Here is a 20,376-nt window from a genome sequence, read left to right on the forward strand (position 1 = left end):
GGCACTCCCTCCCGTGCGGGCGGAGTCTGGGCACCCCACCCAAGGGCAAGCCTAAGCCGTTTCGAGTCCCTGTTCCGCCACGTTGCTTTCCGCAACGGAAGCACCCGGCTCGACCCCGAACACGGCGGCGACGCCCTCGATGAACGCGGCCGCGTCGCCGTCACGGGCGAGCTCGCGCGCCTTGACGCTCGGGGTGTGCAGCAGCACGCCGACGAGGTGCCGCAGGGCGCGTTCGATGTCGCCGTTCACGTCCCGTGACGCCTGCCGCGCGATCTCGGCCTCGAGCTGTTCGAAGACGTGCTGGCGCAGGGCGACGAGCGCCGGCTCGACGTCGCGCTCGGCCGACTTCGCGGCGAACTCGGCCGCGGCGGCCCCCACGAGCTCGCGGGCGGAATCGGTCGCCTGCAGCTCCTCCAACGGAGCGTGCAGCGAGATCGTCTCGAGGTCGAGCAGCTCGACGCGCTCGAGCTCGGCGACGGCGGGCTCGACATTGCGCGGCAGGCCCAGGTCGACCACGAGCAGCCTCTTGTCGACATCTGCGAGCTCCATCGCCTCGTCGACGATCGCATGCGTCACGACGAGGGCGGGGGAGACGGTGCAGGTGATGACGAGATCGGCGGATGCCACGGCCGCGGTCAGCCCGTCGGCGGGAACGGCCGCGATGCCATGGCTCAGGGCGAAGGCCTGCGCGCGGCCGGTGCGGGACCACACCGCGGCATCCGTCACCCCGCGCTCGCGCAGCGCCGCGAGCGACGCCGCGGCGTAGCGCCCCGTGCCGACGAGCAGCACGCGCACGGCGGACCAGTCGGCGAAGCGGCTCTCGGCGAGGTCGAGTGCGAGGCGCACCATGGAGCGGCCCTGGGTCATCAGTCCGGTGGAGTTCTTGACGCCGCGGCTCGTGCGGCTCGCGCCCTGGAAGAGGCGCTCGAGCTCGTGTGTGACGGCACCGGAGCGGCGGGCGCTCGTGTAGGCGCGGCGCACCTGGCCGGCGATCTCGCCCTCGCCGACGACGACGGATTCGAGGCCGCTCGAGACGGCGAAGAGGTGCGAGGCGACGGCGTCGCCGCCGAGCAGCTCGCTGCCGTCGCGCAGCTCGTCGGCGGCCACGTCGGCGGCGCCCGCGATGAGGTCGACCAGGCCCGCAGCGGCGTGGTCGGGCAGCTGCACTTGTGCGAGATCCACGTCGAGGTAGGCCTCGAAGCGGTTGCAGGTGGCGAGCACCACAGAGCCGGTGACCGCCTGCTCTGCGCGGATCGCGTCGATCACGGCATCCGCGCCGCGCTCGAGGCGATCCAGAAGATCGAACCCCGCCGTGCGGTGGCTCGACGTGAAGCAGAACAGCATGGTCTCCGAGTTTACGCGGGACTGCTATGAGAATGCCCGACCCTTGCGCTCAGCCAGGGCTGGAAGAATCCACCCGTGAGTTCCGCGCCCGCCGCCCCGTCCCGTCTGATCTCGGCGTATCGCGGGGTGCGCCCCGCGATCACCCCTGTGTGGTTCATGCGGCAGGCGGGCCGCTCGCTGCCCGAGTACCACGAGGTGCGCAAGGGCCACTCGATGCTCGAGTCCTGCCTGACTCCCGAGCTCGCGGCCGAGATCACCCTGCAGCCCGTGCGCCGGCATGGCGTCGACGCGGCCATCTTCTACAGCGACATCGTCATCCCCCTCAAGCTCGCGGGCGTCGGCGTCGAGATCGCGCCCGGGCGCGGCCCGGTGTTCGACAAGCCCGTGCGGACGGCGGCGGATGTCGCAGCTCTGCCCACCTTGACGGTCGACGACCTCGCGCCGGTCGCCGCCGGCGTCGCCCGCACCGTCGAGGGACTCACGGCGATCGGCGACGGCTCGACGCCGCTGATCGGATTCGCCGGAGCGCCGTTCACCCTCGCCGCCTACCTCGTCGAGGGCGGCCCGTCGAAGGAGCATCTCGCCGCGCGCACGCTGATGCACGCCGATCCGGATGCCTGGGCCCAGCTCATGGCCTGGGCAGCCGACGCCTCGGGACTCTTCCTGCGTGCGCAGGTCCTCGCCGGGGCATCCGCCGCCCAGCTGTTCGACTCGTGGGCCGGCTCGCTCTCGCTCGCCGACTACGTGACGCACGTCGCACCGGCCTCCGCCCGCGCGCTGTCGCACATCGCGGACCTGCAGGTGCCCACGGTGCACTTCGGCGTCGGAACCGGCGAGCTGCTGCCCGCCATGCGCGACGTGGGCGCCGACGTCGTCGGCGTTGACTGGCGGATCCCGCTCGACGAGGGCATCCGGCGCCTCGGCGGCACGGTGCCCGTGCAGGGCAACATCGACCCCGCGCTGCTCGCGGCGCCGTGGCCGGTGCTCGAGGCGCACGTGCGCGACGTGCTGGCTCGGGGCACCGCCGCTCCCGCGCACGTGCTGAACCTCGGCCACGGCGTGCCGCCCGAGACCGACCCGGGCGTGCTCACCCGCATCGTCGAGCTGGTGCATTCGGCGCCCTCCGAGGGGCGCGAGTGACCGACCTCGACCACCTCATCAACGACGACCCCACGCGCGTCGTCATCATCGGCGGCGGCATGGGCGGCCTGGTCGCGGCCCGCGAGCTGGCACGCCCGGGCTTCGAGGTGACGCTGCTCGAGGCATCCGATCGCCTGGGCGGGTCCGTGCAACGCCTCGATCTCACGCTCGCCGACGGCGCGCAGCTCACGGTGGATGCCGGTGCCGAGAGCTTCGCCACCCGCGGCGGCCACGTCGCCGCCTATCTCGAAGAGCTGCGCCTCAGCGACCAGGTCGTGCAGCCGAATGCCGCGGGCGCGTGGCTGCAGCTGCCGGGCAGGGCGGTGCCGATGCCGAAGGGCGGCATGCTCGGCATCCCGTCCACGCCGCTCGCCGCCGACGTCATCGCCGCGATCGGCTGGCCCGGTGCGCTGCGGGCGTATCTCGACCGCATGCTGCCGCCGCTCAAGATCGGGCAGGAGCGCAACCTCGGCCGCCTCGTCGAGCGCCGCATGGGCCGCGCTGTGCTCGAGAATCTGGTCGCCCCGGTGACGACGGGGGTGTACTCGGCCGCGCCCGATCAGCTCGACGTCGCAGTCGCCGCGCCGGGGCTGAACCCGGCGCTGACGCGCACCGGCTCGCTCTCCGGCGCCGTCGCCGAGCTGCGCTCGGGCGGCCCGTCGAAGGCGGGCTCGGCGGTCGGCGGCATCGCGGGCGGCATGTGGCGCCTGCCGGACACGGTGGCGGCGGACGCCCGCCGCAGAGGTGCCGAGCTGCGCACGGGCGCCCGCGTGACGGGGCTCGAGCTGATCGACGGGGTCTATCAGGTGACGGTCGCAGGGGAAGAGGAGCCGATCGAGGCGGATGCCGTGCTGATCGACGCTCCCTCGGCCGAGGCGCTGCCGCTGCTGGCATCCGTCTCTCCCGAACTCGACGAGCTCGCGCGCGCCGCGTGGCCTGCCGCCACCAGCGTCGAGCTCGTCACCCTCGTGCTCGACGCGCCTGAGCTCGATGCGGCTCCGCGCGGCACGGGGCTGCTCGTGAGCGACCGCGTCGACCCCGCGTTCGTGACCGCGAAGGCGATGACGCATGTCACCGCGAAGTGGGCGTGGGTCGCGGAGCAGCTGCCGGAGGGACGCCACGTGATCCGGCTGTCGTACGGCCGTGCAGGTTCCGAGAACCGGTCGATCGCGATGTCGGATGCCGAGCTCAGGGCGCGTGCGTTGCAGGACGCAAGCGCGCTGACGAATATTCCGCTTTTGGAATCCTCGATCGTGGGATTCGCCCGCGTGGGGTGGAGCAACGCGCAGCCGCTCGCGGCCGTCGGGCAGCGCGAGCGGCTCGCGTCGCTGCGCGCCGAGGTCGAGAAGGTCCCGGGCCTGGAGGTTACGGGCGGGTGGGTCGCGGGTACCGGCCTGGCGTCCGTCATTCCGCACGCGAGGGAGGCGGCGGCCCGCATCCGTGGGCTACGCTGGCGAAAGCTGACCGATGTCGGCGAGAGCTGAGCTGGAAACCTGATCAGAAACCGAACGAGTAGATCGCGGGGGTGTCGATGAAGGGCAAGCTGCTTTTCGTTACAGGGCTGGCCGTCGGCTATGTGCTGGGGTCACGTGCCGGGCGAAAGAGGTACGACCAGATCGCGGCCGCCGCGAACAAGGTGTGGCAGTCGCCGGGCATCCAGAAGCAGGTGCACGCGGCGCAGGACTACGCAGCCGAGAAGGTCGGAGATATTCCCGGAGCGGTATTCGACGGCGTTCGCAAGCTGACGGGCGCGGCCATCGACCGCGCGCAGGCCAAGACCACCGAGACCCAGGCCAAGGCCAGGGCGGCACGAGCGGCGGCGGCGGAGTCGGCCGCTGAGTCGGCGTCCGGGTCGGAACCGCTCGACGGCTGAACGGCGCGGGCTGAACATGGCACAGGGAGCACGTTCTCTTCCGGAGCTCATCAGCGAGCTGCCGCAGCTGTTCATGGCGCTCGTGCGCGCCGAGGTCAACCAGCTCAAGGCCGAACTCGTCGCCAAGGGCAAGGTCGCGGGAATCGGCATCGGCCTGTTCTTCGGGGCGCTGCTGCTTCTGCTGCTGTTCGTCCCGGTGCTCATCGCGGCGGCGATCCTGGCGTTCTGCCTGATCGTGCCGCCGTGGGCCGCCGCCCTCATCGTCGCCGGCATCCTGCTGGTTCTGATCGCCATCTTGGTGATCGCGGGCATCTCCTTCTTCAAGCGCATCGGCTCGGCCACCCCCAAAGAGACGATCAGCAGCGTGAAGAGCGACGTCGACGCCGTGAAGGGGGTCGGGGACTATGACGTCTGACTACACCGGCCGCGCCGCCGAGCGCGGCGCAGCCGCCCGCACGCCCACCGAGGTCGAGCGCGCCCGCGCCGAGCTGGTCGCGGCGCTCACCGAGCTCGAGGACAAGGTCAACATCCCCAAGCGCATCCGGCGGCTGCGCGCAGAGGACCCCGGCAAGTTCCTCGCCGGGCTCTCGGCCGTCGGCACGGTGGCCGCGGGCCTGGTTGCGCTCGGCGTCACCGTGCTGGTGCGCCGCTCGCGCTGAGCAGCACGTCGTCGCCACTTTCCTGCGGCCTCATCTCTGAGGAAGCCGCGGGAACTGGCGATCACCTGAGGCCGGGCCGCCAGCCGCGGCGGCGAAGGTTCCGATCGAGTCGTTCCAGGTGGTCCTGCGAGTCCTTTCGGACCCGCGTGTTCAGCCAGCCGGCTTCGACGAGATCGTTGAGCCGATCAACGTCCCGATTCCACTGCCGCAGCTTGGTGCGGTGCTGTTCCCCGTCGAACTCCATGAGCGTGCCCCACTTCCGATAGACAAGGTCGCCCCAGGTGCGCTTCCGGTTCGGAAGGCTGATCTCGCCGTTGAGCTCGGGCTCTGGGAACCCCGCCCGCAGCGCCTGCAGCCGCAGCTTGGTCTCCCGTGGGGAGTTCGAGTTCTGCCGCACCTCGCGAAGAGCTGCCCGCGCCTTCCGGATCCCGGCCTGCTGTGTCATCCGCTGAAGCGCCTCATCGAGTTCATCTCGAGTGACGAGATGGTCGCGCCACTTGAAGAGCCGATCGCCCGCCGCAATGAGGTCGTCGATGCCGAGGAACGGTGCCAGCTGCAGCCACGTCTCAGCGGGTGCCAGCACGGGCAGACCGAGGAGAAGGCGGATGCCCGCACCTGACACGCCGCGGTGGCCGACGACTCCCTTCATCCGAGGCTCGCGCGCCGGCGCCACCGCGGACACGTGCACCGGCAGCGGCTCCTCGAGCGCGCGCGGCAGCGGGAAGCCCCAGAGCTGAGCGGCGGTCAGGTGGCTGAAGTACTGGCTCTCAGGCATCCGGGCCGCGTATGCCGTGCACAGTTCGATGACCGAATCGAGGCGGCCCGGGGCCCGAACCCCGCGGAACGGCGCCGAGAGGTCCTTGGCGCGGAGTCGGCTCTCTGAGACGCCGTGCCCCCTGGCCTCGGAGACGGTGAACGGCCCCCAGGTCAGGGGCGCAGGAAGGGGGCGGGGCGGCCTCGGCATGCCAGAACCCTGGCGGAAGCCGCCGCGGGGCTGCGTTGCTTATCCACATGCAAGAAGTCGTCGCCACTTTGCGTCACCTCCGACGAGCGGAGGCCGCAGAAAGTGGCGACGACTTGAGAACCTAGGGAAACTACGCCGCGCGAGTCACGCCTGCAGTTTGGCTTCGGGCCTGCGCGAGCTGGGCCCGGCGCTTCCACGAGACGATCAGCGCCTCGAGTTGGGCGTTGCTGAACGAGGACGGGTGGTTGGCGAGGGCGTCCGCGAACTCCTCGCGTTCGGCCGCGGAGAGGTTCCTACTCCACGGGAAGGTGATCAGCATCTGCTCCTGACCGGTCAGGTGCTCGACGAATTCGATGTTCTTGCGGCGGCGGCTGCGACGAGGAACCCTCGGCGCCCCGCCGGCGTTCGGGGTGCGCTCAGTGCTCATAACGATGGAAATAACGCTCCTTCACGTGCTTTTATTCGACGGATGCCCCGAGGGGGCCGTACGCACACGCAGAGTTACCTGAATGTGATGCCCTCTCAGGCCCCCGGATTTTTTGAACGGCGCCCTGAGGGAGAGACTGGGAGCCATGACGAACTCGGCCGTTCCGGGGGCGGCATCCGCCTCGAACCCCGCCGACGCAGCCGACCAGACCCCGGTCCAGCCCGACGGCTACACGCTGTGGGTGGTCCTGCGCCGCGACCCCGCCCGTCAGGCAACCCCCGCTCAGGCATCCGATCACTCCGCCGCCGTTGCCGAGCTCGACGCCGTCGTCGCGAACGCGAGCGCCCGCGGCGTCACCGTGCGCGGCTTCTACGACGTCTCGGGCCTCAAGGCCGACGCCGACCTGATGTTCTGGATCTGGGGCCCCGTGCCCGAAGACCTGCAGGCCGTCACGCGCGAGCTGCGCCGCACGGCCCTGCTCAAAGACCTGCTCCCCACGTGGAACGCCATGGGCGTGCACCGCGCGGCGGAGTTCAACAAAGCCCACATTCCGGGATTCCTTCGCGGCAAAGACGCCAAGCAGTGGATCACGGTCTACCCCTTCAACCGCAGCTACGACTGGTACCTGCTTCCCGATGAGGATCGGCGGCGGATGCTCGCCGATCACGGCCGCAAGGGTGCGGCCTTCACGGGGGTGCTGGCCAACACGGTCGCCGCGTTCGCGCTCGGCGACTACGAGTGGCTGCTGCCGATGGAGGCCGACGAGCTGTCGGACCTCGTCGACATGATGCGTGAGCTGCGCTACACCGAGGCGCGCCTGCACGTTCGTGAAGAGGTGCCGTTCTTCACCGGCCGACGCATCGCCACGGCGGAAATCCCGGAGGTTGTTTCTTGACCGACCATCGCTACCCATACGACGCGATCCTGCTGTCCAGCTTCGGCGGCCCCGAGGGCCAGGACGACGTCATCCCCTTCCTGCGCAACGTCACCGCGGGCCGCGGCGTGCCCGACGAGCGGCTCGAAGAGGTCGCGCACCACTACCGCCACTTCGGCGGCGTCAGCCCGATCAACGCGCAGAACCGCGCACTCAAGGCGGCGCTCGAGCGCGAGCTCGCGGCGCGGGGCATCGAGCTTCCCGTCTACTGGGGCAACCGCAACTGGGCGCCCTATTTCGCAGACACCGTGGCCGAGGCGGCCGCGAACGGCGACACCCGCCTGCTGGCCCTCGTGACCAGCGCGTACACGAGCTACTCGGGCGTCGGCCAGTACCGCGAGGACTTCGAGAAGGCGCTCGCGGTCAACGAGCTCACCGACAGAGCCTCCATCGACCGCATCCGCGAGTACTTCGACCACCCGGGCTTCGTGACGCCGCTGATCGACGGCACCGTGGCCGCGGTGCGGCGGCTGACGGATGCCGGTCACGAGGCATCCCGTGTCACGATCCTGTTCTCGACGCACTCGATCCCGACCGCGGCGGCCAAGGCCTCCGGCCCCGAGTTCGGCGAGCACGGCGCCTACGAGGCGCAGCACCTCGCCCTCGCCGAGGTCATCTCGAAGGCGGTCACCGCCTCGGTAGGCGCCGCGTCGCCGTGGCGGCTCGTGTACCAGTCCCGCTCGGGCGATCCGCGCGTGCCGTGGCTCGAGCCCGACATCAACGACGTCATCGGCGAGCTGCGCGACCAGGGCGGCACGACCGCGGTCGTCGTCGTGCCCTTCGGCTTCGTGAGCGACCACATGGAGGTCCTCTGGGATCTCGACAACGAGGCGAAGGCCAGCGCCGAGGAGGCTGGCCTCGGCTTCGAGCGCGTGCCGACCTCCGGCGTCCACCCCGCCTTCGTCGCCGGACTCGTCGACCTCGTCGAGGAGCGGCTGAACGACGTCCCGGTCGAGCAGCGCCCGCACCTGACCGCGCTCGGCCCGTGGCCCGACCATGCCGCCGTCGGCACCTACCTCGCTCCGGCGCCCGCGCAGGAGAAGGCCGAGGCGAACGCCTGATGGCCGACACGATCCGTGTCGGCACCCGCGGCAGCGCGCTCGCGCTCGCCCAGACGGAGCAGATCGCGAAGGCGCTCGGCCGGGCGGCCGGGCTCGAGGTCGAGCTCGTCACGGTGACGACGCAGGGCGACACCTCGACGGCGGCGCTCGCGAGCCTGGGCGGAACCGGCGTGTTCGCCTCGGCGCTGCGCGAGGCACTGCTGGCGGGTGACGTCGACGTGATCGTGCACTCCCTGAAAGACCTGCCCACTGCGGCCTACCCGGGCCTCGTCATCGGCGCGATCCCGCGTCGGGCCGACGCGCGGGACGTGCTCGTGGCCCGCGACGGCCTCACCCTCGACACGCTCCCCGAGGGCGCGCGGGTCGGCACCGGCTCGCCTCGTCGCGTGAGCCAGCTCGGCGCGCGGCGCCCCGACCTCGTGGTCGACCCCGGCCTGCGCGGCAACATCGACACGCGCATGTCGAAGGTCGGCGCCGGCGGGCTCGACGCGATCATCCTCGCCGCGGCCGGCCTGGACCGGCTGGGCAGGGCGGATGCCGTCACCGAGCGCTTCTCGCTGTCGGACTGGCCCACGGCTCCCGGCCAGGGCGCTCTCGCCCTGGAAGTGCGCGAGGAACGGGCATCCGACGCCGTCGGCCGCGCCCTGGCCGCGGGCCTCGGCGCGATCGACCACGCGACGACCCGCGCGACCGTCACGGCCGAGCGCGCCGTGCTCGCCGGCCTCGAGGCCGGCTGCGCGGCACCGGTCGCGGCGAGCGCGATGGTCGACGACGGCATGCTGTTCCTGACCGCGTCCGTGTACGCGCTCGACGGCTCGGCCGTGCTGACCGCGAGCCACGCCGCCGTGCCCGATTCGACCGCGGCGCTCGACCTGCTCGCCGCCGCCGAGGAGGTCGCGCAGCGCGCGGTCGACGAACTGCTCGCCGCCGGAGCGAAGGAGCTCGCATGACCGAAGCCCGCATCGCCGAGAAGCCGCTGGCCGGCTGGCGCGTCCTCGTGCCGCGGGGCGGCCCGTGGGGCGACACGGTCGCGGCCGATCTGCGCGCCCAGGGCGCCCAGCCCGTGGTCGCGCCGATGATCAACTTCGCTCCCACCGCCGACACCGAGACCCTCACCCGCGCGCTCGCGCGGCTCGCCGCGGGGGAGTACGACTGGCTGACGGTGACGAGCGCCACCACGGTCGATGTGCTGCAGAGCTATCAGGCCGTGATCCCCTCCAGCACCCGGATCGCCGCCGTCGGCGAGACGACGGCCGCCGCGCTCGCGGCCTCCGGCTACCGGGTCGACCTCGTCCCGGCCGGGGACAACTCCGCCAAGGGGCTGCTCGCCGAGTGGCCGGAGGCGACCGGCGGCGTCGCCGGGCTGCGTGTGCTGACGCTGCGCTCGGAGATCGCGAAGCCCACCCTCACCGAGGGCCTCGTGCAGCTGGGGCACCGCGTGGACCCGGTGGTCGCCTACCGCACCGTTGGCGTGCCCGTGGACGAGAAGATCGTCGCCGCCGTGCGGGCGGGGGAGGTCAACGCGATCCTCGTCACCTCCGGCTCCGTCGCCCAGCAGGTCGCCGAGCAGCTCGCCCCCATCCCGACGGGCACCCTGATCGCGGCGATCGGCCCGCAGACCGCGCGGGACGCCGGCGGCTACGGCCTCGGCGTCGACCTGGTCGCCTCGGAGCGCTCCGCGGACTCCCTCATCGACGCGATCGTGCAGGCGTCGCGCTCGGAGCTGTAGCGCCGGCATCCGTCTGGCCGGGACCCCGTCGTCAGGACCCCGCGAGCACCGTGTCGGCGAAGCCCGCCGCGCGCAGCCGCAGCTCGTCGATGCGCTGCAGGCGCGCTGCCTCGACGTCGAAGCCCTCGTATGCGAGCGGCGGGGTCTTCCGCACGTTTCGCGAGCACTCGAAGTCCTGGCAGATCAGGGTGCCGACGGTGTTGCCCTTGCGTCCGGCCGCGCCGGCGCGCCGGGCGCTGTAGAAGACCACGTCGTTCGGCAGCTTGACGTCCCGGCACCATGAGCACTGCGCCCGGGTGCGCGGCGATGCCTCGGCCCGCTGGAGCAGAATGCCGACCGGCCCGCCGTCCACGGCCGGGACCACGGCATAGGCCCGGCGTGCGATCTTCGGGTCGCGCCAGCCGAGGTAGTCGAGCACCGCCCAGTCGGCGTCATCGAACCACGTGGGAAGGGTGATGTCGGCGGTCTCCTTGCGACTGGTGTTCACGAAGGACGCGCGGAGGTCTTTCTCGGTGATCGGGAGCATGCGGTATCGCCTCTCGTCGTGCCCGGCGCGCAGGGGCGCCGGAGCGGGTGTTCGTCAGGATCGGGGAGGGGACGGCGTGGCCGTCGCCTACCTGATGCCGGCGGACGAGCCGCCGACGACCTCCTGACGCCCCGCGGGCACGACGGACGAGAAGCTCACCGCGCCAGAGTAACAAGGCGGGAGCGGTTGCGCGGACTTCTCGCACGGCGCCGCGGCGTCGGCCTCCTTAGAGCTGTCGCCCGCGGAGGTACGCGTTCAGCGACGCCGTCTCGTCGGCGTCGACGGCGAGGGCCCGGCCATCGATCGCGTTCACGGGCGCGGCCAGGCGCTGGCTGCTGGTCAGCCAGAGCGCATCGGCATGATCGAGCTCCTCGACGCGGACGTGGCGGTAGCCCGTGCGCATGCCGCGGCCGGAGCCCCATTCGAAGGTGCCGATCTGGGTCGTGCCATGCAGCACGCCGCCGCTCTGCGCGGGGGTGACGAGCTCGTCCCCGAAGCGCAGCACGAGGCTCGACGTCGGGCCCTCGAGCAGATAGCCGTCGGTGGTCGTGAAGATCACATCGTCGGCGTTGCGGCGTCCGGCCTCGCGCAGGACGGCCCGGTTGACGGCGTAGGAGAGCGTCTTGGCGCCCTGCAGCAGCCAGGGCGCCGCGGTCTGCACGTCCAACTGGTAGCCGCGGCTGAGCAGCACCACGGAGATGCCGATGGTGCGCTCGCGCGTCCAGTCGGGGTTCACGTCGAGATAGGCGTAGCCGGTGGGATCCAGCGGGCCGCCCTCGCGGCCGCGGGTCAGGACGTACTTGCAGAACGCGTCGCCGACGCCGGGGAGGTGCGCGATGCCGAGCTCCACCGCCGCGCGGAAGAGCTCGGGGTTGGGGGCGGGCAGCTCGAGCAGCGCCGCGGAGCGCGCGAAGCGCCGCAGGTGCTCGTCGACCGACTGCACGCGGCCGTCGATGATTCCGACGGTCTCGAAGATGCCGTCGCCGCGGGTGATGCCGAGGTCCATGACGTCGATGTGGGGCGCGCGGGCGTCGACGAGTCGCAGTGAGTCCGCGGGGGCCGCGTCCGGGTCGGTGGGGGAGTCGATGAGCACGACCACGGGGGAGGTCACGGGGTGTTCCTTTCTGAGCGGGACGTTCACCCGCGGGCTGTCAGTCGCCCAGGGGCCGAGAGGACGCGCGATGCACGAGCTGGGCGCCGACGCGGTAGGTGCGGCGGATGCGGTCGCCGCCGAGCTCCGAGCCGCGGTTGTTGATCTGCTGCATGAGCAGATCGACGGCGAGCTCGGCGAGCTGTCGTGATCCGTTGTCCACGACGGTGATGGGCGGATGCCACATCTCCAGCCAGGGGATGTCCTCGTAGCAGATGAGGGACAGATCGTCGGGGATACGGATGCCGCGCGAGGTGAGCCCCGGCAGCATGCCGAAGACCGACTCGTGGTTGGCGGCGAACAGCGCGGTCATGTCCGGTGCCCGGTCGAGAAGGGTCTGGATCGCCTCCGCCCCGAACTCCTGCGTGAACGGGCCTCTGACCACGAGCCGCTCGTCGACCTCGATGCCTGCCTCCTTGAGCGCATCGGCGTACCCCGCGAAGCGGTCGCGTCCGGAGTCGGCGCTCTCCGGGCCGCCAATGTAGCCGATGACCCGGTGGCCCTGGGACAGGAAGTAGTCGGTCGCGTCGAAGGCTCCGTCCCGGTCGCCGGCCAGGACGGTCGGCGCGGCGCTGTCCTTGGACGAGCGGATGACGTTGACGACGGCGATGCCGTCGGCCAGGAAGCCGTTGCTGAGGTCGGCGTTCTGCCCGGTGCCGATGATGATGACGCCATCGACCCCGTGGTCGGCGAGCGTCTCGAGCAGACGTCGCTCGACCCCGGGATCGGCGTCGGTCGTTCCGAGGATGAGCTGATAGCCGTCACTGGCCAGGCGCTTCTGGACGACCTCCGCGATGGTGTGGAACGAGGCGTTGACGAGATTGTTGAGGACGAGGCCGACGAGCTGAGAGCGGTTGGACCGCAGCGCGCTGGCCGCCCTGTTGATCCGGTAGCCGAGTCCGGCGGCCGCGGCCTCCACCGTGGCCCGCGTCTCGGCCGAGATCAGTGGGGAGCCGCGCAGGGCGCGTGAGGCCGTGCTCAGCGAGACGTCCGCCGCTTCGGCGACATCCTTCAGCGTCACAGCCATGCTGCAGCCGACTCCTTCCTTGGGGTGGCTGCGTCCATGCGGCGGCGGGAGTGCCGTGCGGGGCGTCGGAGAACGCCGTGGAAATGCAACCGTTTGCATCATACGGAAGGAGGAGTGATCCGCCAAACTTCTCCCGCGGTATCGCGCCTCCCCCGATGCTGCGCGTTTCCGCCATATTTCGAGACGTAAATTTCGGATTTCGAGGGTTGGCTTTCCCAAATCGACGATGCAAGCTAATGCAATCGTTCGCACCAACTGCGATGACGCCCGCTCTCGACGGCGCCCGCGTGCATGACCCGAATGGAACCGATGAACCGCTACGACGTGGACTGGCACGGCTATTGGCCGGCATCCCCGACCCCCTTCACCGCCGACGGAGAGCTCGACGAGTCCGGGCTGCGCGAGCTTATGGAGCTGTACGTCGCCAACGGCGTGCACGGCATCCTGGTGAACGGAAGCACCGGGGAATGGTTCTCGCAGAGCCCCGACGAGCGCCGCCGGGTCGCGGAGACGGCCGTGGAAGCCGTCGCGGGTCGTACGACAGTCGTCGTCGGGGTCAGCGCCTACACGGCGGCCGAATCGGGTGCGCTGGCGAAGCACGCCGAGGCCGTGGGCGCGGACGGAGTCCTGGCGACGGTTCCGCCGTACGCGCATCCCTCGGGCGCGGAGGCCCTCGAGTTCTATCGCCGGGTGAGTAGCGCCAGCGCGCTCCCGTTCATGGTCTACAACTGGCCGCGGGGCGTCGCGGTGGACCTCGCCCGCGTGCCCGGCCTGATGCCGCAGCTCGCGGCTCTGGAGCAGGTGGCTGCGATCAAGGACAGCACCGGCGACTGGATCGCCATGCTCGACACGCTCGAGGCGACGGTGGAGCAGGTCCGCGTGTTCGGCAGCTTCATCCACCACCGCGGCCTGGCCGTGCTGCTCGGCCTCGGCGGAGATGGCGCCATCGACGGCGGAGGCATCGGGGCGCCGTACGGGGTCCCCTTCTTCGACGCCGTCGCCGCCGGCGACCGGGAGCTGGCCACCTTCTGGCTGGAGAAGTACCGCGCGATCAGCGGCCGCCTCATCAACCCCGACTACAGCGGGGTGTTCGCCTCGCCCGTGCCGCAGCTCAAGGCCGCGATGCGGCTGCTCGAGCAGCCAGGCGGGCAGGTCCGCGAACCGCTGCTCCCGCTCGCCGATCCGCGCGCGCTCGATGACATCGCGCAGATCCTGCGCGATGGCGGGCTGCTCGTCCCCGACGAAGCAGGACAGGTGGTGCTCTGATGCGCACCACGGCGGACGCCGTCGTCGTCGGCGCAGGCGTCGTGGGCGCCGCGGTGCTGTACGAGCTCACCGCCCGCGGCGTGGACGCGGTGCTCATCGAGCGCGGCGCGCCGAACCGCCAGGGCTCCGGCACGACGGCGGGCAACCTGCACATCCAGGCGATCCACTCCGGGCGCCCCGAGCAGTCGATCCCCGTCGACACCGCCGGCCTGGTGCCGTTCCAGGCGCAGGCGAGCATCCTCTGGCGGGGCCTCGAGGAACGGCTGGGACGCGAGCTGGACATCACCGTCGGAGGCGGCCTCACGGTCGCCGAGACGGCCGAGCAACTCGAGCGCTTGCGGGAGAAGGCCTCCTGGGAGGCGGCGGCGGGCATCCCCACCGAGATCCTGGACGGCGCAGCGGCACGCGAGCGCGTGCCCGAGCTCTCCGCCGATGTGCTGGCGGCGACCTGGTGCCCATGGGATGGCTGGGCCAACAATCTCGTCGTCACGCCCGCCTATCTCGAGGAGGCGCGGAAGCGCGGCGCCCGCGTCTACACCCACAGCCCCGTGGACCGCATCGAGCGCACGGCATCCGGCTGGACGGTCGAGAGCACCGCCGTGACGGTCGACACCCCGATCGTCATCGACGCGGCCGGGCCCTGGCTGGACAGGGTCGCCGTCATGGCGGGAATCGAGCTCCGCCTCGCCCCCCTGGCGATCCAGATGCTTGAGAGCGTCCGGATCCCGCGCCGGCTGAACCACCTCGTGCAGCACATCGGCGAGGGGCTTTCGGTCAAGCAGGTCGGCTCGGGGAGCATCGTCATCGGCGGCGGCTGGCCCGCTGCCCACCTCGCGCTGGGCGGCATCTCTCCCGTCAGCCCCGACAGCGTCGCCGGGAACATCGCCCAGGTGCGGCGCGTGCTGCCCGGTCTCGCGGGCACCCGGCTCTCCCGCGCCTGGGCGGGTCCCCTCGCCGCGACGCCGGATGAGATGCCGGTCGTCGGCGCGGTGGGCGGAGCGCCCGGTTTCCACATCGTCGGCGGCACCTACGCCTTCACCTTCTCCCCGTTGTGGGCCCACGCCATCGCCGACGACATCGCGGGCGCCGCGCCGATCGCCGACGTGAGCGCGTTCTCCCCGACCCGCCTGCTCGCCACCGCACCCATTGGAGCCTGAACATGCGCAACACCAACATCGCGCGCCCGCTGCCCGGTATGCCGGGGCACCCGGACTCGCTGTGGCTCGTCGGCGGTCACGTCGTCGACGTCCTGACCGGAGCCGTCCTGCGCGACCACGCCGTCGAACTGCGTGACGGGCTCATCGGCGCGGTCACGCCGCAGCCGCCCGCGGACGCGGAGCACCGGCTCCAGCTGGACGGGCGCTATGTGTTCCCCGGCCTGGTCTCGGTGCACACGCACTTCACCATCGTCTACCCCTTCTCGGAGACCGACGTGAACGAGAGCGCGGGCGACTCCGCGCTGCGCGGTGCCTCACGGGCGCGGGACGCCCTGCTGGCCGGAGTGACCACGGTCCGCACCCTCGATGAGCAGAACCAGGCCGACATCCTCATCCGGCGCGCTGTTGAGCAGGGGTGGATGGAAGCCCCCCGCATCTTCGCCTCCGGCCGCGCCATCGGGATCACCGGCGGCCATGGCAAGGGAATGGCCTGCGTGTACGCCGACGGAGCCGATGAGTTCCTCAAGGCCGCCCGCAGCGAGCTCGAAGCGGGCGCCGACCACATCAAGGTCTTCATCACCGGCGGCATCGCGCACGCCGACGAGTCGTTCAACGGGGCGCAGATGACCGCCGACGAGATGCGGGCGGTCGTGCGCGCGGCCACGGAGCAGAACACCTACGTCGTCGCCCACGCCGGTGGCGGCGAGGCGATTCGCGAGGCCCTCGAGGTCGGCATCAACGCCTTCGAGCACGGCTACGACCTCGACGAGCAGACGGTCGACGCGATGGCGGCGAAGAACGCCTATCTCACGCCGACGCTCTCCGTCACCAGCTCACCGCAGTGGATGCGCGACCACGGCTTCACCGAGTGGCAGGTCCAGCTCGCACAGCGCGTGCACCCCACCCACCTGGCGAGCATCCAGCGTGCCTTCACGCGGGCCATCACCGACGACCTGGATGCGAGCGGCATCCGCATCGTGGCCGGTACGGACTACCTGCCGGGCGAGCCGCACGCTGGCACGTCCTGCGCGGTGCGCGAGATGGAGTACCTCGAGCAGGCCGGCCTGCCGGTGGCCGCGACCCTGCGGGCCGGCACCTGGGAGGCGGCCCGCCTGCTGCGCGCCGAGGACCGTTTCGGCTCGATCCGGCCCGGACTCGCCGCGGACATCGTCCTGACCACTGAGGACCCCACCACGACCGTCTCGGCGCTGCGCACCATCGGCACCGTCATCCAGGGCGGCCGCATCGTGCGCAGCGACCTCATCGACGCCAAGACAGGAAGCAACTCATGACCGCAGCCCCGCAGCTCAAGGTCGCCGTGGACATCGGCGGCACCTTCGTGGACGCCATCTCCTACGATCCGGCGAGCGGCGCCATCGCCGTCCACAAGGTCTCCACCACGCCGGAGGAGCCCGCCCGCGGCGTCCTGGCCGCGGTGTCCGGCCTGGGCGTCGGGCTCGGTGAGGTCGACTCGTTCGCCCATGGCACGACGCTCGGGCTCAACGCCATCCTCCAGCGCAACGGCTCGCGCGTGGGGATCATCACGAACGAGGGCTTCCGCGACCTCCTCGAGATCGCCCGCGCAGCCATCCCCACCGAGCACATGTACGACTTCAGCTATCAGCGGCCGGCGCCCCTCGTGCCGCGCCGTCACCGGCTCGGGGTCCCCGGGCGGCTGGACGCGCAGGGCGACGAGGTGACGCCGCTCGACCTCGACGCCGTCGAGCGCGCCGGCCGCGTGCTCGTCGAGGAGCACGGGCTGCGGTCCCTCGCGGTGGCGTTCCTCCACTCCTACGCGAACCCCGCGCACGAGCAGGCGGCGGCCGAGCGACTCCGCGCGGCCTTCCCCGGGGTGGCCGTCTCGATCTCGAGCGACCTCACACGCGAATACCGCGAATACGAGCGCACGAGCACGGTGGTGCTCGACGCCTACATCCGACCGGTGCTCAACGACTACATCGGCGCTCTCGAGTCGGGCCTAGTCACAGCCGGCCTGCGCACCCCGCTGCACATCATGCGCTCGGGCGGCGGCGCGATGACCGCTGAGCTCGCGCGCCGTGCGCCGCTGACGACCGTGCTGTCCGGGCCCGCCGGCGGCGTGGTCGGCACGACCTTCCTCTCCCGGGAGCTCGGCATCGACAAGATCCTGTCGTTCGATGTCGGCGGCACGAGCGTCGACTCCTGCGTCATCGAGAACGGACAGCCCGGTGAGGTGCACGAGGCGGCGATCGACGGTCTGCCGCTGCTCATCCCGATCTTCGACATCCGCACCATCGGCGCCGGCGGCGGTTCGATCGCCTGGATGGACGAAGGGCTGCTCAAAGTCGGGCCGCGCTCGGCCGGCGCGGTGCCCGGCCCGGTCGCGTACGGCAAGGGCGGGACGGAGCCCACGGTCACCGACGCCGCGTTCGCGCTCGGGTACCTCGACCCCGCGCGCTTCCTCGGCGGGCAGATGGAGGTCAGCGCGGATGCCGCGCGGGCCGCGATCGCGGAGCGCATCGCCGCTCCGCTGGGCATGGACACCACGAGCGCGGCCGAGAGCATCTTCCGCATCCTGACCGCTCGGACCGTCGGTGCGCTCCGGGAGATCACCATCGAGCGCGCCCTCGACCCCCGGGAGTTCACCCTGCTCGCCTTCGGCGGTGCCGGGCCGCTCATCGGTCCCATGGTCGGACGCGAGCTGGAGATCGACACCACCCTCGTGCCGCGCGTGCCCGCGGCGTTCTCGGCATTCGGCATGCTCATGTCCGACCTGGAGCACGAGTTCGCGACCACGGCGCTGCTGCCGCTCGACGACGACGCGCTGGCGCGGATCGAGACGCGGTTCGCCGAGCTCGGGCGCACCGCGGAAGAGCTCTTCGACGAGCAGGGCGTCCCCGTGGTGCAGCGCCGGCTGGTCCGCACCCTCGATGTCCGCTATCGCGGGCAGGAGCACGCGCTGCCGGTTCAGTACGCCCCGGGCGACACCGCGGCCGAGATCCTCGCACGCTTCAACGCGCTGCACCTGAGCCGCCACGGGCACGCGATGGACGAGGAAGGCCAGATCCTCTCGATCCGGCTGCGCTCGATCGGCGAGCAGCCCAAGCCGCCGCTGAGCATGATCCCGGCGGGCGACGGCGCTCCGCGCCCGAGCGGAAGCCGCGACGCCTGGGACGTCGCCGCGTCGGAGTGGCGTGGCTTCGCCGTGTACGAGCGCGACGAGCTGCGCGCCGGCGACCGGATCGTCGGACCCGCCGTCGTGGAGGAGGGCACGAGCACGACCGTCTTCTTCAGCGACCAGCACCTGATCGTCGATGACTACGGCAACCTCGCGATCCGGCGCCTCGCGCCGGCGGACGGGGTCTCGGACGACGAACTCGCCGCAACGGCAGGAGGAGCACGATGACGGATGCACAGCGGCTCGACGGCGCGACCGTCGAGGTGATCAGGAACTACGTGGTCTCGGCCGCGGAGCAGATGCGGCGCACCCTCGTGCGCTCCGCGTTCAACCCGGTGATCTACGACGTGCTCGACTTCGGCATCTCGCTCTACACCGCGCAGCGCGAGCTGATGGCGGAGGCCAGCGGCATCACGCACTTCCTCGGCGCCAACGACCGCGCCCTCATCGAGGGCACCGACTACATCGGCATCGGGAACATGGAGCCCGGGGACGTCTACCTGCTCAACTATCCGTACTGGAGCGGGGCGCACGCCTACGATGCGATGCTCTTCGCCCCCGTGTTCCAGAGCGGCTCGACGGCCCCGTCGGCGTTCCTGGCGGTGCGCGCGCACTGGATGGACCTGGGCGCCAAGGCACCGGGCTACGTGCTCGACTCGACGGACATGCACCAGGAAGGCCTGATCTTCCCCGGCACCCGGATCGTGCGCGGCGGTGCCGTCGTGCGGGACATCGCCGAGCTGATCCGATTCAACTCGCGGCTGCCCGAGCTCACGCTCGGCGACTTCCACGCGCAGCTGGCAGCCATCCGCGTCGGAGAGCGCGCACTGCATCAGCTCTGGGCCAAGTTCGGCGTCGCCGAGGTCGAGCAGGCGATCGCGCAGGTCATCGAGCACGGTGAGGCGGTCACCCGTCGGGCCGTCGCAGCCCTGCCGGACGGCAGCTGGACGGCATCCGACTTCATCGACGACGACAACATCACCGACGAGCTGATCCCGATCACCGTGACGGTGACGATCGAGGGCGACCGCATCACGGCCGACTACACGGGCTCCTCGCCGCAGGTCGCCGGCCCCGTGAACCTGCCGATCGGTGCGACCGAGGGCATCGTCAAGGCGGTGTTCAAGAGCCTGACCACTCCGTGGGAGCCGTCCAACGCCGGGCACTTCAAGCCGCTGACGGTGATCGCCGAGCCCGGCAGCATCTTCAACGCCCAGTATCCTGCGGCGACCTTCACGCAGTGGAGCGCCATCGTGGCCACCGAGCTGATGCACAAGGCGCTCGCCCAGGCGCTCGATGAGCTGCCCGCGTCCTCGGGGGGCGATGAGCCCGGATTCATGGCGCTGGGGCACGACTCGCGCACCGACGCCGACTTCGTCATCAGCAACAACGAGGGCATCGGCTGGGGAGCGACGCGGACCCACGACGGCGGCAACGCTCAGCAGCATCCCTCGCAGACCACCGTGCGCAACACGCCCATCGAGGTGCTGGAGCACAAGTCGACGATCTTCCACGAGCGTCTCGAGCTCATCCCCGACTCCGGCGGCCCCGGAACCCACCGCGGCGGCGTCGGAGTGCTGCGCGAGGTCCGGTACACCGAGCCCGGCGAGGTGCTCTCGATGAAGAAGAAGACGAAGACCCGCCCCTGGGCGCTGGCCGGCGGCGAGGAGCCCGAGCCCAGCGAGATGGTGCTGTGGCCGGGGACCGATCGGCAGCGCCGGGTCGGGATGTTCCGGGCGACGATGGCGCCCGGCGACCGCTTCATCAACCGCACCGCGGGCGGCGGCGGCTACGGCAGCCCCCTCGATCGGGACCCGCAGGCCGTTCTGGCCGACGTGGCCGAGGGCTATGTGAGCCGTGACGCGGCACGACAGCACTACGGCGTCGTCGTCCACGACGACGGCACCTGGGAGCCCACCCCGGAGCGCGCAGCTCGCGCCGGCGGGTGATCCGCACCACCCC

Annotated in this window: 20 protein-coding genes; 14 read left to right on the plus strand and 6 right to left on the minus strand. The window is 71.4% G+C overall.

All coding sequences use genetic code 11. The features are described from left to right. Positions 1-51: 51 nt before the first annotated feature. On the minus strand, positions 52-1,344 hold the full coding sequence (locus ABD708_RS03655; protein WP_344751923.1) for a glutamyl-tRNA reductase: 1,293 nt from the start codon (positions 1,342-1,344) through the stop codon (positions 52-54). Positions 1,345-1,419: 75 nt separating this feature from the next. Here ABD708_RS03655 and hemE point away from each other — a divergent pair, with 75 nt between their 5' ends. From hemE to ABD708_RS03680, 5 genes are read left to right on the plus strand one after another with little or no spacing between them, the layout of a single operon-like run. Further along, a complete protein-coding gene (gene hemE, locus ABD708_RS03660; protein ID WP_344751924.1) occupies positions 1,420-2,484 on the plus strand; it encodes a uroporphyrinogen decarboxylase in 1,065 nt (354 codons plus the stop codon). Beyond that, a complete protein-coding gene (hemG, locus tag ABD708_RS03665; RefSeq protein ID WP_344751925.1) occupies positions 2,481-3,968 on the plus strand; it encodes a protoporphyrinogen oxidase in 1,488 nt (495 codons plus the stop codon). The genes hemE and hemG overlap by 4 nt, the downstream gene beginning before the upstream one ends. A 47-nt stretch (positions 3,969-4,015) precedes the next feature. Next, positions 4,016-4,357 (plus strand): hypothetical protein, encoded by a 342-nt coding sequence (locus ABD708_RS03670; protein ID WP_344752176.1) that lies wholly within the window; start codon positions 4,016-4,018, stop codon positions 4,355-4,357. A gap of 16 nt (positions 4,358-4,373) precedes the next feature. Then, a complete protein-coding gene (locus ABD708_RS03675) occupies positions 4,374-4,772 on the plus strand; it encodes a phage holin family protein (protein WP_344751926.1) in 399 nt (132 codons plus the stop codon). Next, positions 4,762-5,016, plus strand: coding sequence for a hypothetical protein (locus tag ABD708_RS03680; protein ID WP_344751927.1), 255 nt, complete (start codon positions 4,762-4,764; stop codon positions 5,014-5,016). The genes ABD708_RS03675 and ABD708_RS03680 overlap by 11 nt, the downstream gene beginning before the upstream one ends. Positions 5,017-5,077: 61 nt before the next feature. On the opposite strand, the gene ABD708_RS03685 is transcribed toward ABD708_RS03680, so the two are convergent. Continuing rightward, a complete protein-coding gene (locus tag ABD708_RS03685; RefSeq protein WP_344751928.1) occupies positions 5,078-5,980 on the minus strand; it encodes a hypothetical protein in 903 nt (300 codons plus the stop codon). 130 nt (positions 5,981-6,110) lie between these two features. Then, positions 6,111-6,407: a hypothetical protein gene (locus ABD708_RS03690; protein WP_344751929.1), complete on the minus strand. Its 297-nt coding sequence runs from the start codon at positions 6,405-6,407 to the stop codon at positions 6,111-6,113. A 145-nt stretch (positions 6,408-6,552) separates the two neighbouring features. On the opposite strand from ABD708_RS03690, the gene hemQ reads away from it, so the two are divergent. From hemQ to ABD708_RS03710, 4 genes are read left to right on the plus strand one after another with little or no spacing between them, the layout of a single operon-like run. Continuing rightward, positions 6,553-7,302 carry a hydrogen peroxide-dependent heme synthase gene (gene hemQ, locus ABD708_RS03695; RefSeq protein WP_344751930.1) on the plus strand — a complete coding sequence of 250 codons (750 nt, stop codon included), beginning with the start codon at positions 6,553-6,555 and terminating at the stop codon, positions 7,300-7,302. Next, positions 7,299-8,402 (plus strand): ferrochelatase, encoded by a 1,104-nt coding sequence (locus tag ABD708_RS03700; protein ID WP_344751931.1) that lies wholly within the window; start codon positions 7,299-7,301, stop codon positions 8,400-8,402. The genes hemQ and ABD708_RS03700 overlap by 4 nt, the downstream gene beginning before the upstream one ends. Continuing rightward, positions 8,402-9,352, plus strand: a complete 951-nt coding sequence (gene hemC / locus ABD708_RS03705) for a hydroxymethylbilane synthase (protein WP_344751932.1) — start codon at positions 8,402-8,404, stop codon at positions 9,350-9,352. Before ABD708_RS03700 ends, hemC begins: the two co-directional genes overlap by 1 nt. Further along, on the plus strand, positions 9,349-10,131 hold the full coding sequence (locus ABD708_RS03710; protein ID WP_344751933.1) for a uroporphyrinogen-III synthase: 783 nt from the start codon (positions 9,349-9,351) through the stop codon (positions 10,129-10,131). The genes hemC and ABD708_RS03710 overlap by 4 nt, the downstream gene beginning before the upstream one ends. A gap of 31 nt (positions 10,132-10,162) precedes the next feature. On the opposite strand, the gene ABD708_RS03715 is transcribed toward ABD708_RS03710, so the two are convergent. The 3 genes from ABD708_RS03715 to ABD708_RS03725 form a co-directional block, all read right to left on the minus strand. Then, positions 10,163-10,657 (minus strand): FBP domain-containing protein, encoded by a 495-nt coding sequence (locus ABD708_RS03715; protein WP_344751934.1) that lies wholly within the window; start codon positions 10,655-10,657, stop codon positions 10,163-10,165. A 226-nt stretch (positions 10,658-10,883) separates the two neighbouring features. Continuing rightward, complete coding sequence (locus ABD708_RS03720) at positions 10,884-11,768, minus strand: aminodeoxychorismate lyase (protein WP_344751935.1); 885 nt, start codon at positions 11,766-11,768, stop codon at positions 10,884-10,886. Positions 11,769-11,808: 40 nt separating this feature from the next. Then, on the minus strand, positions 11,809-12,834 hold the full coding sequence (locus tag ABD708_RS03725) for a LacI family DNA-binding transcriptional regulator (protein WP_344751936.1): 1,026 nt from the start codon (positions 12,832-12,834) through the stop codon (positions 11,809-11,811). Between the two features lie 291 nt (positions 12,835-13,125). Between ABD708_RS03725 and ABD708_RS03730 the strand changes: the two genes are divergently transcribed. The 5 genes from ABD708_RS03730 to ABD708_RS03750 are packed head-to-tail and all read left to right on the plus strand — an operon-like array spanning position 13,126 to position 20,363. Continuing rightward, positions 13,126-14,100, plus strand: coding sequence for a dihydrodipicolinate synthase family protein (locus ABD708_RS03730; protein ID WP_344751937.1), 975 nt, complete (start codon positions 13,126-13,128; stop codon positions 14,098-14,100). Then, a complete protein-coding gene (locus tag ABD708_RS03735) occupies positions 14,100-15,257 on the plus strand; it encodes an NAD(P)/FAD-dependent oxidoreductase (protein WP_344751938.1) in 1,158 nt (385 codons plus the stop codon). The genes ABD708_RS03730 and ABD708_RS03735 overlap by 1 nt, the downstream gene beginning before the upstream one ends. A 2-nt stretch (positions 15,258-15,259) precedes the next feature. Beyond that, complete coding sequence (locus ABD708_RS03740; protein WP_344751939.1) at positions 15,260-16,549, plus strand: metal-dependent hydrolase family protein; 1,290 nt, start codon at positions 15,260-15,262, stop codon at positions 16,547-16,549. Further along, positions 16,546-18,642 carry a hydantoinase/oxoprolinase family protein gene (locus ABD708_RS03745; protein WP_344751940.1) on the plus strand — a complete coding sequence of 699 codons (2,097 nt, stop codon included), beginning with the start codon at positions 16,546-16,548 and terminating at the stop codon, positions 18,640-18,642. Before ABD708_RS03740 ends, ABD708_RS03745 begins: the two co-directional genes overlap by 4 nt. Continuing rightward, complete coding sequence (locus ABD708_RS03750; RefSeq protein WP_344751941.1) at positions 18,639-20,363, plus strand: hydantoinase B/oxoprolinase family protein; 1,725 nt, start codon at positions 18,639-18,641, stop codon at positions 20,361-20,363. The genes ABD708_RS03745 and ABD708_RS03750 overlap by 4 nt, the downstream gene beginning before the upstream one ends. Positions 20,364-20,376: the final 13 nt, after the last annotated feature.

The sequence above is a fragment of the Gryllotalpicola koreensis genome (genome assembly GCF_039538185.1).
GTDB classification, from domain to species: Bacteria; Actinomycetota; Actinomycetes; order Actinomycetales; family Microbacteriaceae; genus Gryllotalpicola; species Gryllotalpicola koreensis.